Below are 14,859 nucleotides of genomic sequence, written 5' to 3'. Positions count from 1 at the left end.
ACGACAACTACGCCCGTGCGCATACCGTGTGTGTATGAGGACCAACTGGGCGGGCAACATCACGTTCACCGCGACGCAGGTCGTCGAGCCGACCTCGGCCGACGACCTGCGAGCGATCGTCCGCGGTTCGTCGGCCGTGCACGTCGTCGGTTCGGGACACTCGTTCAGCCCCATCGCCGACACGACGGGCACGCTGGTGTCGCTCGCGGGCATGCCGCCGGTCTGCGAGATCGACGGGCGGACCGCGCGGGTCAGCGCCGGCATGACGCTCGCCGATCTCGCCCCGCGGCTCGACCGGGCCGGCCTGGCGCTGCACACGCTCCCGTCGTTGCCGCACATCACCATCGCCGGCGCGGTCGCCACCGCCACCCACGGCTCCGGCAGCCGGTCACTGGCGGGGGCGGTGCGCGCGGTCGAGGTCATGCGGGCGGACGGCTCGGTCGTCGAACTGACGTCCGCGGGCGCCGCCGTCTCGCTCGGCGCGCTGGGGGTCGTCACGGCGGTGACGCTGGACGTGGTGCCGTCGTTCGAGGTCGAGCAGACCGTCTACGAGGACGTCGCCTGGACGACCCTGCTCGTGCGGCTCGACCAGATCTTCGAGGGCGCCTACAGCGTCAGCGCGTTCGTCGACTGGCAGGGCGGTGCGACGGTGTGGGCGAAGCACCGCGTGGGCGACGAGCCGTTCGCGTTCCCCGGCCGCCCCGCCGACGGCCCGCGCCACCCGGTGCCCGGCCAGCCCGCCTCGCGCTGCACGCTCCAGGGCGGCGTGCCCGGCCCGTGGCACGAGCGGCTCCCCCACTTCAAGGCCGAGTTCACGCCGTCGGTGGGCGAGGAGCTGCAGACCGAGTACTTCGTGCCCCGCACCCGCGCGGTCACGGCCCTGCGCGCGCTCGCCGAGATGTCCACGGTCATCTCACCACTGGTGCAGGCCTGCGAGATCCGCACGATCTCGGCCGAACCGCAGTGGCTGAGCCCCGCCCACGACCGCGACAGCCTCGCGATCCACTTCACCTGGGTGCCGGACACCCCCGCGGTGCTGGCGCTGTTGCCGCGGCTGGAGGAGGCCATCGCGCCGCGTCCGCACTGGGGCAAGCTCTTCACCGTGCCACCGATGCTGCTGGCGGCACGCTACCCGCAGTGGAACGCGTTCAAGGCGCTGATGCGCGAGCACGACCCGAAAGGCGTGTTCCGCAACGACCTCCTCACGCGCTACTTCGGTGCCACCGAGTCGAGCTGACGGCGCAGGAGGTCCGCCTCCGGCCCGCGCAGCCGCGCCAGCAACCGCCGCGCCTCCTCCCCGATGCCGATGGCGCTCTCCGCGTCATGGGCCGATGCGGCGAGACCGATCAACGCCCGCACCTCCCCCGCGCGGTCACCGAGGCGGCGGTAGGACTTCAGCGCCGCGCGGTACGGGTCACCCGCGAGGACCGCTTCGCCGTTGTCGACGCGGAGGGCGCCCACCGCCTCGTGCAGCCTCGCCTCGATGCCGGCCTCGCGCTGGTCGAGGGAGGCGAGGGCGGCGGAGAGCGTGTGGATCGCGTGGGACAGTCCGAAGGCCTGGACCTGCATCCTCGCGAGCGCGATGATGATGTCGGCCTTCTCCACCGAACCCTCCGCGAGGTCGAGGGCGCGGAGGAAGTGCTCCTCCGCCCTGCGGTACCGACCGGCAGCGGTGTCCAGGTACGCGAGCTGACTCAGCGCGCTGACCTGGTCCCCGGGCAGCAGCGTGTTCTGCTCGACGGCCTCGGCGAGCTGCCGCCCGGCCTCCTCCAGGTCACCTTGGTCCACCAGCAACGACCCCAGTTCGAAGCCGAGCTTGGCCGCGAGCACGTCGTCGCCCGAGCTGAGTTCCCGCGCGGTCGCCAGATGCCGCAAAGCCTCGCTCGGCCTCCCGGCCCGCAGTTCCATGGTCGCGAGCTCCCGGTGCACCAAGGCCTGCTCGTGCTCGTCGGCACCCGCGTCCAGCGCCTCCTGGAAGTGTTCGGCCGCGAGGAACAGGTCGCCCATGTCGCGGTAGACCTCGCCCAGCAGCCGGTGAGCTCGCGGCGCCTCGCCCGGATGCGACACCGCGACGAGCAGATCGCGTTCAGCCTCGTCGAGCCGCCCGAGCCGCATGGCCACCTCGCCGCGCAGCAGCAACGACTTCGTCGGCGTGTTCGACGCCTGCACCGTGCGGGTGACCAAGGCGTGCGCACCGGCCAGATCTCCCCGTTCCTGCAGCCTGCGAGCGGCTGCCACGAGCACGTCCGCCCAGTCCGGCCTCGCGTCGTCCACGGGCAGCGCGCTGACGACCTCGACCGCGTCGGCGTTCCTGAGCGGGTGTGCGGCCGCGAGCTGCTTCGGCGCCTCCCCCACGACCATCACCAGCCGGCCGGAGTCGAGCTGCACCTGGTCGAGGATCTCCTGCACTCCCGCCGACGGCCGGGCCGGTGGGTCGACGACCACGAAGTGCCGCACCATGGACAGCTCGGCGAGCCGCCCGCGCACCGCCCGCACGCCGAGGGCCAGCAGCTCGTCGGTCAGCCGCACGGCCCGTTCGGACGTGCCGTGCACCAGCACGTCGTAGCGGAAGCCCTGGCCGGCTTCCCGCCGCCCGCGTTCCCTGGCCGCCGAGACGTACGTGTCGCGGTTGCTCACCAGCACATCCGCGTCCGCGAGCCGATGGGCGAGCAACGCGGCGATGTTGTCCATGTAGTAGGAGACCGAGTCCGGGCTGCCGCTGCGTTCGTCGACGACGGCGATCTCCTCGCCGAAGCTCCAGTAGGGCAGGTACGGCACCGTCGTCCGCTCGACCAGCCCCAGCTCCGGCTGGTCGTCGTGCTGGTCGGCCGGCAGCCAGCTCGCGTAGAGGGGCCCGAACTGCTCGGCCATCGCGGTCCGCCACGACCGCGCCCGTTCGTACTCCTCCTTGCCGTCGAAACGCGACACCACCGGCAGGTACAGCAGCCCGGCGCGGTCGTAGGGCAGCTTGTCGCGCGCGTCGGACGCCCGCCGGGCCACCTCCAGGGCTCCGGCGAGGTTCTGCCGGTTCGGCGCGACGCACAGGACCAGCACGTCCGGTAGCTGCGCGGTGCAGATGCCGCCGATGTCGGTGATGCCGGTGCGGCTGTCGACCAGCACGTAGTCGAAGTGCTCCGCCCACTCCTCGCGGATCTTCTCGAAGCGCCAGCCGAGGTCGTGGTCCGCGAAGAGCTCCGGCCACGACAACGTCTGGGCGCGGTCGGCGTACGAGGGGGTCATCGCGCCCGCGGCGAGCAGCGACAGGCTCTCGGCGTCCGGCACGAAGACGGGTTCCACGACCTCCGTCCAGTCGGCCTCGCCGGCGATCACCTCGACCAGGCCGCCGCGGACCGGAGCGTCGGCGTACGGGCTGAAGTACTCGTGCAGGCCCGGCGCGTCCAGGTCGAAGTCGACGCACAGCACGCGGTTGCCCCAGCGCGCGAGCTGCACGGCGACGTTCGCGAGGCAGAAGGACCGGCCGACGCCGCCCTTGTACGAGTAGAACGTGACGATCACGGCGGCCCTCACAGCCTCGGCAGCGGGCCGGGCGGCAGCGACGCGGGGTCGAGCGCCGGTCTCACCACCCGCCACTGCGGGTCCCATGGCGGCGCGTACTCGATGCGTTCCGCCACCTCCTTCGCGAGCTGCTGCACCGCCGTGAGGAAGTGCTCGTAGCTGGCCGAACGGCTGTAGACCTCGTAGGCGAGCGGCTTGTTCCACGCCGTGAAGTCCGCCTGCTGCGTCGCCTGCGCCTCCGGCGGGTAGTGCCGCCCGTCGGCGTAGCGCACCGGCAGCACGAGCTGCCGGGGGTGGTCGGCGGAGCCGTAGCCGAGCTTCTCGTGGCGGTGCAGCATGCTCTCCCACTCGGCGCGGCACCACGGCGACCGGAAGTACGGCGGCGAGAAGACGGCGACCATCACCTTGGACCGCAGCAGCGCGCGTTCGAGGTTGGTCGGCCACGCGACCCCGGTCTCCTGGTTCCAGTCCACGAAGATGTCGGGGTCCTTGTCCATCTCGTTGCCGAGCCACTCCTTGAGCGCGCGGTAGAAGTGCTCCTTCACCCAGACGTCACCGCCTCCGCGGCGGGTGTAGCTCAGGAAGACGTCGTACTCATAGCCCACGCACTCCCATCGCGATCATGCCCTGCGCCATTACGACGCCTCACCCTTCCGGCGCAACGCCTCCAGTTCGGCGTCGGAGAACCCGTAGGTCGTCACCACGGTCATCTTCGCGCTGGTGACCAGCAGCCCGGGACCCCACTCCCCGATCACCACGCCGCGCTGGTGCGCCGAGGAGAAGAACGGCTCGCCGGTCACGCCGAGGTCGACCTCGGCCGGCCAGAAGAGCGTCCGGCGCTCCTCGCCGGGGTGGAACTCGTGGGCGAACTTGAGCTGGTGCAGGAACGTGATCCAGCCCTCGGTGATGTCGTCGTAGTACTCGTCCCACTCCGGCGAGGTGCCCTTGGGCGCGCGGGTCAGCACCACGCGGGTGCCCTCGGGGACCGGCGTCAGCGCGAACGTGTCGTGGCCCTGGACGACGAGCGTGGTGCCGTCCTCCTCGACGTCCCGGAAGTAGATGTGGTCGATCTCGTCGTCGAGCTCCGGGATGTCCCAGCCGTGCCAGTGCCGGAGCTTCTCCCTGTCGCGGAACGACTGCCACACCTCGTCGACCGGCGCGGCCACGGTGATCTCGATCCGCACGCCCTCATCACTCATCTGCAACTCCCGGATGGCCCATGGCGACCACCCGGTACGGGCGGCCGGACTCGGTGTCGTACTTGAGCGCGAGCTGCCGCACCGCTTCGGCGAGGTCGCCGGTGAACTCGTGGACGTCGCCGGGCGCGCCGAAGCGGACCGTCGTCTCCACGGTGAAGGTGAGCAGGCGCTTCCCCGCACCGGCGGCCGCGCCGGACATGCGCTCGACCTCCCGCGCGGTGCTCTCGGCGACCGACACCAGGTGCGTCGCGGCGAACTGGTCCTGGACGTCCGCGGCGACCTCGCGGCCCGGCCGGGCGCGCAGGACCCGTTCGACGCAGCCGCGCCGCTGCCGCTGTTCCACCAGCTCCACGAGCCCCGCCTGCTCCAGGGCCCTGACGTGGTAGTTCACCCGCTGCCGCGGCAGGTCGAGCGCCGCCGCGAGCTGGGTCGCCGACGCGGGCGTCGTCTTCAGCAGCTCCAGCAACGACCTGCGCAACGGTGACAGCTCCACCCCGGCACGGTGCCATTTGACAAAATCATTTGTCAATACCGGAACGCGACCGGAAACAGGTAAGTTCGTTGACGGTTGCAACAAACCGCCCGCACCCTGTGACGCGTGAGAACCCCCCTGCTGGTGGCAGCGTTGGCAGCAGCGGCGATCGTTCCCGTGTGGACGGTCGCGGCCCAGGCCGACGTGGTGCCCGGAACCGCTTATCAGGTGACAAACGTCGGCAGCGGAAAGTGCGTGGAGTCGCTGGGAACGGCCAACGGCGCGCAGCTCCGCCAACAAGGATGCTCCGGGCAGACCTGGAAGTTCACGCCCACGAGCGACGGCTACCACACGGTCGGCGAAGGAGCCGTCTGGGACGTCTCGAACGTGTCCACTGCGGACAACGCGGCGGTCCACATGTGGCAGTCCTTCACCGCGAACAACCAGCAATGGCGCCCGGAACAGGTGGGCACCGGCACCTACCGGTTCGTGAACCGGCACAGCGGCAAGTGCCTCGACGTGCCCGCCGCGACCACCAACGACGTCCAGCTGGTCCAGTACACCTGCAACGGGACCAACGCGCAGCTCTTCCGGTTGTCCGCGGCGAACCAGAATCCCGGCCAGCCCGACTTCGGCCCCAACGTGCTCGTCTTCGACCCGTCGATGCCCGCGAGCACCATCCAGGCGCGCCTGGACGACGTCTTCCGCCAGCAGGAGGAGGGCCAGTACGACGCCCGGCGCTACGCGATCATGTTCAAGCCCGGCAACTACAACGTCGACGTCAACATCGGCTTCTTCACCCAGGTGCTCGGCCTGGGCATGCTGCCGGACGGCGTGACGATCAACGGCCAGGTGCACGTCGAGGCCGACTGGTTCCAGGGCAACGCGACGCACAACTTCTGGCGCGGCGCGGAGAACCTCGCGATCCGGCCGCCGAGCGGCACCAACACGTGGGCCGTCTCGCAGGCATCTGCCATGCGGCGCACCAAGACCTACGGCAACATGCAGCTCGACGACGGCGGCTGGTCCAGCGGCGGCTTCCTCACGGACTCGGTCGTGACCGGGCAGGTGCGGTCGGGTTCGCAGCAGCAGTGGCTGTCGCGCAACACCGAGTGGGGTTCGTGGACCGGTGAGAACTGGAACATGGTGTTCGTCGGCGCGCGCAACGCGCCGCAGACCTCGTTCCCGGAACCGCCGTACACGAACGTCGCGCAGACCCCGGTTGTGCGAGAGAAGCCGTTCCTGAACGTCGACGGCAGCGGCAACTACAACGTGTTCGTGCCGGCGCTGCGCACCAACTCCAGCGGCACCACGTGGGCGAGCGGCACCCAGCAGGGCACGAACATCCCGCTGTCGCAGTTCTTCATCGCGAAGCCCGGCACCTCGGCCGCGACGATGAACCAGCAGCTCGCCGCCGGCAAGCACCTGCTGCTCACCCCGGGCATCCACCAGGTGAGCGAGCCGATCCGCGTCACGCGCCCGGACACCGTCGTGATGGGTCTCGGCCTCGCGACCGTCATGCCCACCAACGGCACCATGGCGCTGGACGTGGCCGATGTGGACGGTGTGAAGGTCGCCGGTCTGCTGATCGACGCTGCTCCGACCAACTCGCCGCTGCTGATGCAGGTCGGCGCGCCGGGCAGCTCCGCGCGCCACCAGGCGAACCCGACGTCGCTGCACGACCTCTACGTGCGCATCGGCGGCTCGGCCATCGGACGGGCCACGACCTCGTTGGTGGTCAACAGCCACGACGTGATCGGCGACCACCTCTGGCTGTGGCGCGGTGACCACTCCTACGGCGTCGGCTGGGACGTGAACACGGCCGACACCGGTCTGATCGTCAACGGCAACAACGTGACGATGTACGGCCTCTTCGTCGAGCACTACCAGAAGTACCAGACCATCTGGAACGGCCAGGGCGGCCGGACGTACTTCTACCAGAACGAGATGCCGTACGAGGCGCCCAACCAGGCGGCGTGGATGAACGGCTCGACCCGCGGCTACGCGGCCTACAAGGTCGCCAACCACGTCACCACGCACGAGGCGTGGGGGCTGGGCAGCTACATCTACATGCGCTACAACGCCGCCGTGACCGCCGATCGCGCGTTCGAGGTGCCGAACACGCCCGGCGTGAAGTTCCACAGCATGGTCACGGTGTCGCTGGGCGGCAACGGGACCATCCAGCGGATCATCAACAACTCGGGCGGCACGGCGACCGCCGGGTCCACCGAGGCCTACCTCGCGCACTACCCGAACCCGTAACACCCGGTCGCGGCAGGACGGGCCCGTGCTCCCCCTGGCAGCGGGCCCGTCCTGTCAGCGCAGCCGCTTGGGCCGGTTGACCTTCATCTCGTCCACGTCGGTGACCTTGGCCTTCAGGCCCCGGAAGTCGACCCCCAGCGCGTCGAGCGCGGTGCTCGCGCGCCGCAGTCCCGCCTCGTCCGGCTTCTCGGCGGCCGTGAGGATGACGCGGTAGCTGAAGAAGTCGAGCTTCTCGTCGTAGCTGAGCGCGCCCTCCTCGCTGAAGCCCGCGTCGCGCAGGAAGTCGAAGCCCTTCAGGCGCTCCCGCAACGACCCGCGCTGCTCGTCGGTCAGCTCCGCGAAGCGGCCGCGGACGAGTACCCGGTAGGTGTGTTCAGCCACGAGCGAAGATGGTCCCCGAACCGCCGCCGATCTGGCGAACGATTTCCCGCGTGCGGAAGAATCCCGGCCATGAACGCAGAAGAGCTGGTCTCGCGGATCCGGGCGGAGCTGCACCCCGGTGAGCACGACAACCTCGTGGTCAAGCTGATCGAAACCGGCGAAGCGCCGCGCTCGGTGATCGCGACGTTCGCCGCGGAGGAGAACCACATCGTGTCGTCGGACTGGCGGACGTTCCTCGTGCTCGCGGCCAAGGCGGAGGAGCCGAACGCGCGGGCGTTCTTCACGCTGCTCGCGGGCGGCGAGGAGCTGGTGCTGCCGATGCTGGAGCCCCTCGCCAGGGCCGCGGGCATGCCGGCGGAGAAGTTCCACGGCTACGAGCCCTTCCCCGGCTGCCAGGCCTACCCGGCGTACCAGGCGTGGATGGCGCTCAACGGCGACCCGGCCGACGTGGTGCTCGCCATCCTCGCCAACTTCACCGCGTGGGGCGGCTACTGCGCCCGCATGGCCAAGGGGCTGCGCGAGCACTACGGCTTCGACGACGAGGCGTGCGCGTTCGTCGACTTCTTCGCCACCCCGGCGCCCCAGCTCGAGGAACGCGCGGTCGCCGCCGTCCAGGCCGCGCTGGACGGCGGCTGGCAGCCGAAGCACGCGTGGCGCTACGGCCGCCTGCTGCAGGCCTACGAGCTCCAGTTCTGGTCGACGCTGGCGTGAAAGGGCGGGGGCGGCGAGTGCTGCCCCCACCCCCGGCACACGGCTCTATCGCGGCAGGTAGGCCCGGTGGGCCTTGGAGAACTCGTAGTTGTTGAACTTGTCCCAGTTGATCGACCACGTCATGAGGCCGCGCAGGTTCGGGTACACGCCCTTCGGCTTGTAGGTGCCGCACCGGGTGCCCTTGGTGAGGCAGTCCAGCGCGATCTGGACGTCCGCGACGGAGGTGAACCCGTTGCCGGCGTGCATCGCGGCGGGCAGGCCGATCGCCACCTGTTCCTGCCGCAACGGCGCGAAGACCTTCGACGTGTCACCGCGCACCGGGAACCCGGCGAGCAGCATGTCGGTCATGGCCACGTGGAAGTCCGCACCGCCCATGTTGTGGTACTGGTTGTCCAGCCCCATCACGGGACCGGAGTTGTAGTCCTGCACGTGCAGCAACGTCAGGTCGTTGCGCATGGCCTCGATCACCGGCAGGTACGCGCCGGTGCGCGAGTCACCGGTGCCCGTGCCGCCGTAGAACTGGTAGCCGACCTGCACGAAGAACGTCTCCGGTGCCATCGTCAGCACGAAGTTCGCTCCGTAGCGGGACTTCAGCGACCGCAGCGCCGAGATCAGGTTCACGATCACCGGCGTGGTCGGGTTGCGGAAGTCGGTGTCGCCGGGGTTCAGCGACAGCGAGTGGCCCTCGAAGTCGACGTCCAGGCCGTTCAGGCCGTACTTGTCGATGATCGCCGACGCCGAGCGCACGAACGCGTCACGCGCCGCCGCGGTCTCGAGCCGCACCTGGCCGTTCTGGCCGCCGATGGAGATCAGCACCTTCTTGCCCTTGCTCTGCTGCGCGCGGATGCCGGCGATGAACTCGGCCTCCGGCTCGACGTTCGGGCACTCGGCCACCGGGCACTGGCTGAACCTGAGCTCACCCGAGGTCGCGCTGGTGGGCTCGGCGAACGACAGGTTGATGACGTCCCACTCGTCCGGCACGTCCCGCATGCGGATGTAGCCGGAGCCGTTGGCGAAGCTCGCGTGCAGGTAACCGACGAGCACCTTGCGCGGCAATGAGCCCGTAGGTGGCGGGCCGGTCGTGGTGGTGGTGGTGGTCGTCGTCGTCGTGGTGGTCGTGGTGGTGGTCGAGGTCGGCGAGGTGCCGCCACCGGCGCAGGCCGCGCCGTTGACCGTGCAGCCGGCCGGCTCGGCGGTGCCCGAGGCGTTGAACCCGAACGTGACGCTGGCGCCGGGCGCGACGGAGCCGTTGTACTCGCGGTTGGCGAACGTGTTGTGGTTGCCGCTCTTGGTGAGCAACGAGTCCCAGTAGGCGCCGACGGAGGTGGACGCGGGGTAGTCGAACTCGACCTTCCAGGAACTGATGGGCGCGCTGGTCTCGTTCTTGATCGTCACCGTCGCGGTGTACCCGCTCGCCCAGGTCTGCTTGGCGAACGTCGCCGTGACACCGGCGGCGCTGGCGGGCGCGAGGCTGGCGACCACGGCGCCGAGCATCAGTGCGGCGACCGCGGATATTCGAGCGAACAACAGCATGGCTGCTCCATCCCACGCGTGGCGGCCGGCAGGGTCACCCCGAATTGGACTAGACCATCTATCGCCGCGTCAAGGTCCCGGCCCCTCTCCCGCGGATCAGTCCGGCGAGAGCCGCGGGCGGGGCCCCGCGGCAGAAGGCCTAGAGTGGACCCCCGTGCCCCACGCCCGTGCCGCCGACGGAACCGCGCTCTTCTACTCGGTCGAGGGCTCCGGCCCCGCCCTGCTGCTGATCGCGGGCCAGTCGAACTCGTCCCGCTGGTGGTCGCGGGTGCGCCCGGCCTTCGCCGAGCGGTTCACGACGATCGTCACCGACCACCGCGGAACCGGCGCCAGCGACAAGCCGGACATCCCCTACAGCACCCGGCTCTTCGCTTCGGACTGCGTCGCCGTGCTCGACGCCGCGGGCGTCGCGAAGGCCCACGTCTACGGCACGTCGATGGGTGGCCGGATCGCGCAGTGGCTCGCCGCCTCGCACGGCGAGCGCGTCGACCGGCTCGTGCTGGGCTGCACCTCCCCCGGCGGTCCGCACGCGATCGAGCGCAGCGCCGAGGTGCGCCGGTCGCTGGCCCAAGCCGATCCGATGAAGGCGCGCAGGGCGCTCGAAGAGCTGATGTACACGCCGGCCTACCGCGGGCCGTTCAACACGCTCGGCGATCCGGACATGCCGCCCTACGCGCGCAAGCGGCACCTGTTCGCGAGCGCGGAGCACGACGCGTGGGACGTGCTGCCGTCGATCACCGCGCCGACCCTGGTGGTGCACGGCACCGACGACGTCTTCAACCCGGCGGCGAACGCTCCGTTGATCACCGAGCGGATCCCCGGCGCGCGGATGCACCTCATCGAGGGCGCGCGGCACGGCTACTTCGAGGAGTTCGCCTCGGTGGCGACTCCTCTGGTGGTGGACTTCCTCAGCCGGTGACCCAGCGCAGGCCGCGCATCAGCGCGTGGCCCGCGAACCGCACCCCGGTCGCCTCCGTGACCGGCAGGTAGGGCAGCCGCAGCGGAATCCGCGCCCACACCGGCAGCGAGGCGACCGCCGAGGCGGCGAGGATCGCGTACGGCCCTCGCGCGACCATCGGCAACGGAGCCTTGAGCAACAGGAACCGCGCCGCTTCCCGCGCCTCGCGGGTGCTCTTGAGCTCGGGCCGGTAGGCGTTCAGGCGCGCTTCGAGCTCCGCGGTCGTGCGCGGCGGGTCCGGGATGCCCATCGCTTCGGCGATCACCGCCATGTCGGCGACGTAACCGTCGTAGCCGGCGAGGGGGTGCTCGCCGTAGCGCTGGTGGCAGCGCAGGAAGCTGTCGACCTCGGCCACGTGCACCCAGGCCAGCAGGTGCGGGTCGTCGGCGCGGTAGCGGCGGCCGTCGGACGCGGTGCCGTGGATGTGCTTGTGCACGCGGGCGAGCCGGTCGATCGCCTGGTGCGCGTGCTCGGCCGTGCCGTAGGTCGTGACACCGACGAACAGGCTCGTGCGCTGCAACCGTCCCCACGGGTCGGTGCGGTAGTCGGAGTGCTGGGCGACGGCGGCCATCGCCAGCGGGTGCAACGACTGCAGCAGCAACGCGCGCAAACCGCCGATGAACATGGCGTGGTCGGCGTGGACGTGGCGGATCGGGCGGTCGTCGGCGAACAGGCGCGGACCGGGCGCTTCGTGGATGCGGCGCGCGTGTCTCTCGTGGTCCGGGCCCACCACGCGCTCGAACAGGCCCTCGCTCAGCTGTTGCCTCATTGCCTCCAGCATCACTCCATCATGCGCCCCGGTGGCCGCGTCCGGGGAACGGCAGCCCCGGATCACAGCTCCCAGCGGACGCGATCAGGCAGGACCACCCACCGGGCGGGCGAGGTGAACGCCCTGTCGTCCTCCGGCCGCAGCCCCGCGTAGGCGCAGCAGCAGGCAACGGCGTGACGGACGTAGAGGTGCTTCAGCAGGACGTCGGCCGTGCTGTCGGCGCTGTCGGGAGAACCGCCCGGGTGGAGGTCCCGGTCGACGGTCTCGCCATCGCGGTCGATGCTGCCCTGGTTGCCGCTCTTGGGGTTGGCGTACATGCCGCAGGTCACGGTGCCGGCGGACAGCGCGCGGGTGATGGCCGGGATCGACGCCGTGTACGACCAGGGTTGCAGCACGACGCACCCGCCCGGCACGTCGGTGACGCCCACGACGACCTCGGTGTCGTCGCCGAACGGGTCGTCCCACGGGTTCGCGAGGTCCGGGACCTCGTCGTCCGGCACCACCTCGGCGTCCAGCCGGCGGACGGCCTCGTCCGAGCCGACACCCCGGACGCAGGCGATGCTGAACCCGTCCACGTCGGGGAACCGCCCGAGGGCGGCGACGAGCCGGTCCCGTTCCGCCACCGCGGCTCGCTCCCGGGGCGTGAGGACCTCGCCGGTCGCGATCGGGTGCGCGGTCGTGAGGCTCAGCCGCGCGGGCGACCAGCCGGACATCATGGGACGCGCCGGATCGGCGCCCGCCGCCAGCAGCACGCCGACGCTGTCGTAGTTGCGCCGGTGCACCGCCTGCCACAACGCCGTGCGGTCGTCGAAGAGCACGTCGACGTCGTCGACCTCCGCGACCAGCTCCGCGACCTCGCGCGCCGTGCCGAAAGCCGCCGCCCGGTGCAATGCGGTGAACCCGTCCCCCATGGGATCGGCACCCTATCGACGCCGGGCGCCACACCCGAGAGCGGCTCGGAGGGAGAGCCGCTCTCGGCTGTACGGGTGAACGCCCCATCCGCCGCCCGGGACCGAGGGCCTGTCCGCGATGATCACGTGGTACCACACGTTTGACCGCGCATGACCGGCGTTGCCGGGGAGGGAGAGCGAGCGGATGGACGACAGGCACCTTCCCGGCTTCTACCACGACGCGGAGGCGGTGTCCCAGCGCGGACAGCGCCTCACGCTGCTGTTCAGCAGGGTGCGGCTGCTCGGCGCGGTGGTCGCGGCGCTCGGCGGTGCGTTCAAGTGGAAGGTCGGCGAGGGCGTCGACATCTGGGCCTGGGTGGCGCTGCTCGGGTTCCTCGTCGCGCTGTTCGGCGAGATCCTGCTGTGGGTCGTGCACCCGGAGCAGAAGTGGAACGCGGGCCGCACCGTCGCCGAACGCGTGAAGTCGCTGGCCTGGCGCTACGCCGTGCTGGGCGACCCGTTCCCCGCCACGACCAGGGACCCGCGCAAGCAGTTCGAGCTCGCCATCGCCGACGCGGTGGGGGACCACCGCAAGCGGGTGCTGCTCACCAGCACCAACGACGAGGGCGACCGGGTGGTCGCCGCCCTGCGCGCCGCATCGTTCGCCGAGCGCAAGAAGGCCTACCGCGAGGACCGCGTGCTGCGGCAGCTCACGTGGTACCGCGACAAGGCGGCGCTGAACGAGACCAGGGCGACCGTGTTCCGCGTGCTGCTGATCGTGGGCGAGCTCGTCGCGATCCTGTTCGCGACCCTGCGCATCAACGGCGCCTGGGACGTCGACCTGTCCGGCGTGCTGGCCGCGGCCGTCGCGGGCGGCGCCGCCTGGATCGGGCTGCGGCAGTACGAGAACCTGCGGGTCACCTACGCGGCGGCGGCCGGCGAGCTCGCGGACGTCTACCAGCGGCTCCCCTACACCGAGCAGGACGACTGGGCCGCGACGGTCGCCGACGCCGAAGCCGTGATCAGCAAGGAGCACACCGCCTGGCTCGCGTCACGGCCGAGCGCGACCTGACCCGCCGAGGCACCGGCCGCACAGCTTCCCGCCCGGCTCGCGTCACACCGGGCGCAACCAGACCCGGCAAGACCGCCAGCCACACAGCACCCCGCCCGCGACCGCCAGCCCCCGCCCGGCACCTCTCAGTTCAACGCTTCCACCACGCGCGCCACCATCGCCCTCTCCGCCGCGGCCACCTCACCATCCGCACCGGCCACCGAGCGGCACATCTCCGCCACGGCGGCGCGGAAGATCGCGACGTCGCGCGGCTCGTGCGCGCCGATGATCGCCACGGCGTCGCGCAACGCGGCCAGCACGCCCTGCTCCACATCGGACGCCGAGCCCTTCGGCAGCGACGGAGGCGCGGCCGCGATGGCGGCGCGGAGGTCGTCCGAGAGCAGGGTCATGGCCCTGACGCCGGCCTGGCTCTCCTCGTCGACCGAGCCGGGGTCCGCCGTGGACACCAGCACCATGGCACCGAAAACGGCCGTGCGGAGGGTCTGCCCCTCCGCCTCCGTGTACGCAGTCATGGGCGCAAGCCTATGCAACGATCAGCGGCTATGAGTGCGGGTCAGGTGCTTGGCGCCAACATCAGGGCGTTCCGGGAGCAGCGCGGGTTGTCGCTGTCGGAGCTCGCGCGGCGGTCGTCCATCGCCAAGGGCACGCTGTCCCAGCTCGAGAGCGGGTCGGGCAACCCGACCATCGAAACAGTGTTCAGTTTGTCGAACGCTTTGGACGTGCCCGTGTCGGAGCTGGTGACCGAGCGGACGGCCCCGGACGTCGTGCTGGTGCGGGCCCGCGACGTCGAGGTGCTCAGCAGCAACGCCGTCGACCTGCGGCTGATGCGGCGGATGGACGTCGGGGACACCGTGCTCGAGATCTACGACCAGCGCGTCCGGCCGGGTGCCACGCAGTCCACGGAAGGCCATCCCGGCAAGGAACACGTGCTGGTCACGAGCGGACGACTGCGCGTGGGACCGTCCGAGCGGCCCTACGAGCTCGGCCCCGGCGACTACGTGTGCTTCCCCGGCTCGGTGCCGCACCTGTACGAGACCCTCGACGGCGAGGTCAGTTCGGTGCTGGTGCTGGAGTACCCGAAGCACTAACGTTCATT

The 14,859-nt window shown here is 70.8% G+C and carries 15 protein-coding genes; 6 read left to right on the top strand and 9 right to left on the bottom strand.

Going from position 1 to position 14,859, the window contains the following annotated elements; translation table 11 throughout:
- Nucleotides 1-34: 34 nt before the first annotated feature.
- Complete coding sequence (locus BMW88_RS26985; RefSeq protein WP_089955507.1) at nucleotides 35-1,237, top strand: FAD-binding protein; 1,203 nt, start codon at nucleotides 35-37, stop codon at nucleotides 1,235-1,237.
- Here the strand turns inward: BMW88_RS26985 and BMW88_RS26980 are convergent.
- The 4 genes from BMW88_RS26980 to BMW88_RS26965 are packed head-to-tail and all read right to left on the bottom strand — an operon-like array spanning nucleotide 1,210 to nucleotide 5,208.
- Nucleotides 1,210-3,516, bottom strand: a complete 2,307-nt coding sequence (locus BMW88_RS26980) for a KGGVGR-motif variant AAA ATPase (protein WP_177221359.1) — start codon at nucleotides 3,514-3,516, stop codon at nucleotides 1,210-1,212. The genes BMW88_RS26985 and BMW88_RS26980 overlap by 28 nt on opposite strands.
- Before the next feature lie 8 nt (nucleotides 3,517-3,524).
- Nucleotides 3,525-4,121, bottom strand: coding sequence for a toll/interleukin-1 receptor domain-containing protein (locus BMW88_RS26975; protein WP_089955503.1), 597 nt, complete (start codon nucleotides 4,119-4,121; stop codon nucleotides 3,525-3,527).
- Nucleotides 4,122-4,151: 30 nt separating this feature from the next.
- Nucleotides 4,152-4,715 carry an SRPBCC family protein gene (locus tag BMW88_RS26970; RefSeq protein ID WP_089955501.1) on the bottom strand — a complete coding sequence of 188 codons (564 nt, stop codon included), beginning with the start codon at nucleotides 4,713-4,715 and terminating at the stop codon, nucleotides 4,152-4,154.
- A complete protein-coding gene (locus BMW88_RS26965) occupies nucleotides 4,708-5,208 on the bottom strand; it encodes an ArsR/SmtB family transcription factor (protein ID WP_218148228.1) in 501 nt (166 codons plus the stop codon). The genes BMW88_RS26970 and BMW88_RS26965 overlap by 8 nt, the downstream gene beginning before the upstream one ends.
- A 105-nt stretch (nucleotides 5,209-5,313) precedes the next feature.
- Here BMW88_RS26965 and BMW88_RS26960 point away from each other — a divergent pair, with 105 nt between their 5' ends.
- Complete coding sequence (locus tag BMW88_RS26960) at nucleotides 5,314-7,449, top strand: RICIN domain-containing protein (RefSeq protein WP_245778076.1); 2,136 nt, start codon at nucleotides 5,314-5,316, stop codon at nucleotides 7,447-7,449.
- A gap of 54 nt (nucleotides 7,450-7,503) precedes the next feature.
- Here BMW88_RS26960 and BMW88_RS26955 read toward each other — a convergent pair whose 3' ends face one another.
- Entirely contained in the window at nucleotides 7,504-7,830 is a 327-nt protein-coding gene (locus BMW88_RS26955) for a DUF6204 family protein (RefSeq protein WP_089955495.1), read from the bottom strand.
- Nucleotides 7,831-7,899: 69 nt separating this feature from the next.
- On the opposite strand from BMW88_RS26955, the gene BMW88_RS26950 reads away from it, so the two are divergent.
- A complete protein-coding gene (locus tag BMW88_RS26950) occupies nucleotides 7,900-8,541 on the top strand; it encodes a thiaminase II/PqqC family protein (protein WP_089955493.1) in 642 nt (213 codons plus the stop codon).
- Nucleotides 8,542-8,586: 45 nt separating this feature from the next.
- Here BMW88_RS26950 and BMW88_RS26945 read toward each other — a convergent pair whose 3' ends face one another.
- Nucleotides 8,587-10,074, bottom strand: a complete 1,488-nt coding sequence (locus BMW88_RS26945) for a chitinase (protein ID WP_089955492.1) — start codon at nucleotides 10,072-10,074, stop codon at nucleotides 8,587-8,589.
- A 154-nt stretch (nucleotides 10,075-10,228) separates the two neighbouring features.
- Between BMW88_RS26945 and BMW88_RS26940 the strand changes: the two genes are divergently transcribed.
- On the top strand, nucleotides 10,229-10,993 hold the full coding sequence (locus tag BMW88_RS26940) for an alpha/beta fold hydrolase (protein ID WP_177221357.1): 765 nt from the start codon (nucleotides 10,229-10,231) through the stop codon (nucleotides 10,991-10,993).
- Here BMW88_RS26940 and BMW88_RS26935 read toward each other — a convergent pair.
- Nucleotides 10,983-11,801 carry an oxygenase MpaB family protein gene (locus BMW88_RS26935; protein ID WP_245778075.1) on the bottom strand — a complete coding sequence of 273 codons (819 nt, stop codon included), beginning with the start codon at nucleotides 11,799-11,801 and terminating at the stop codon, nucleotides 10,983-10,985. The genes BMW88_RS26940 and BMW88_RS26935 overlap by 11 nt on opposite strands.
- Before the next feature lie 62 nt (nucleotides 11,802-11,863).
- The gene (locus BMW88_RS26930) at nucleotides 11,864-12,712 is read right to left on the bottom strand and encodes a DUF6461 domain-containing protein (RefSeq protein ID WP_245778074.1); all 849 of its coding nucleotides are present in this window, start codon (nucleotides 12,710-12,712) and stop codon (nucleotides 11,864-11,866) included.
- Nucleotides 12,713-12,896: 184 nt separating this feature from the next.
- Between BMW88_RS26930 and BMW88_RS26925 the strand changes: the two genes are divergently transcribed.
- A complete protein-coding gene (locus BMW88_RS26925) occupies nucleotides 12,897-13,763 on the top strand; it encodes a DUF4231 domain-containing protein (RefSeq protein ID WP_089955485.1) in 867 nt (288 codons plus the stop codon).
- Between the two features lie 125 nt (nucleotides 13,764-13,888).
- Here BMW88_RS26925 and BMW88_RS26920 read toward each other — a convergent pair whose 3' ends face one another.
- Nucleotides 13,889-14,275: a hypothetical protein gene (locus BMW88_RS26920; protein WP_089955483.1), complete on the bottom strand. Its 387-nt coding sequence runs from the start codon at nucleotides 14,273-14,275 to the stop codon at nucleotides 13,889-13,891.
- Between the two features lie 30 nt (nucleotides 14,276-14,305).
- Between BMW88_RS26920 and BMW88_RS26915 the strand changes: the two genes are divergently transcribed.
- The gene (locus BMW88_RS26915; protein WP_089955481.1) at nucleotides 14,306-14,851 is read left to right on the top strand and encodes a helix-turn-helix domain-containing protein; all 546 of its coding nucleotides are present in this window, start codon (nucleotides 14,306-14,308) and stop codon (nucleotides 14,849-14,851) included.
- The last annotated feature ends 8 nt before the right edge of the window (nucleotides 14,852-14,859 follow it).

Source organism: Lentzea xinjiangensis (assembly GCF_900110955.1).
In the GTDB taxonomy this organism is placed as follows: Bacteria; Actinomycetota; Actinomycetes; order Mycobacteriales; family Pseudonocardiaceae; genus Lentzea; species Lentzea xinjiangensis.
Note: the sequence above shows the minus strand (reverse complement) of the source record. Positions and strands in the feature narration are given on the sequence as shown.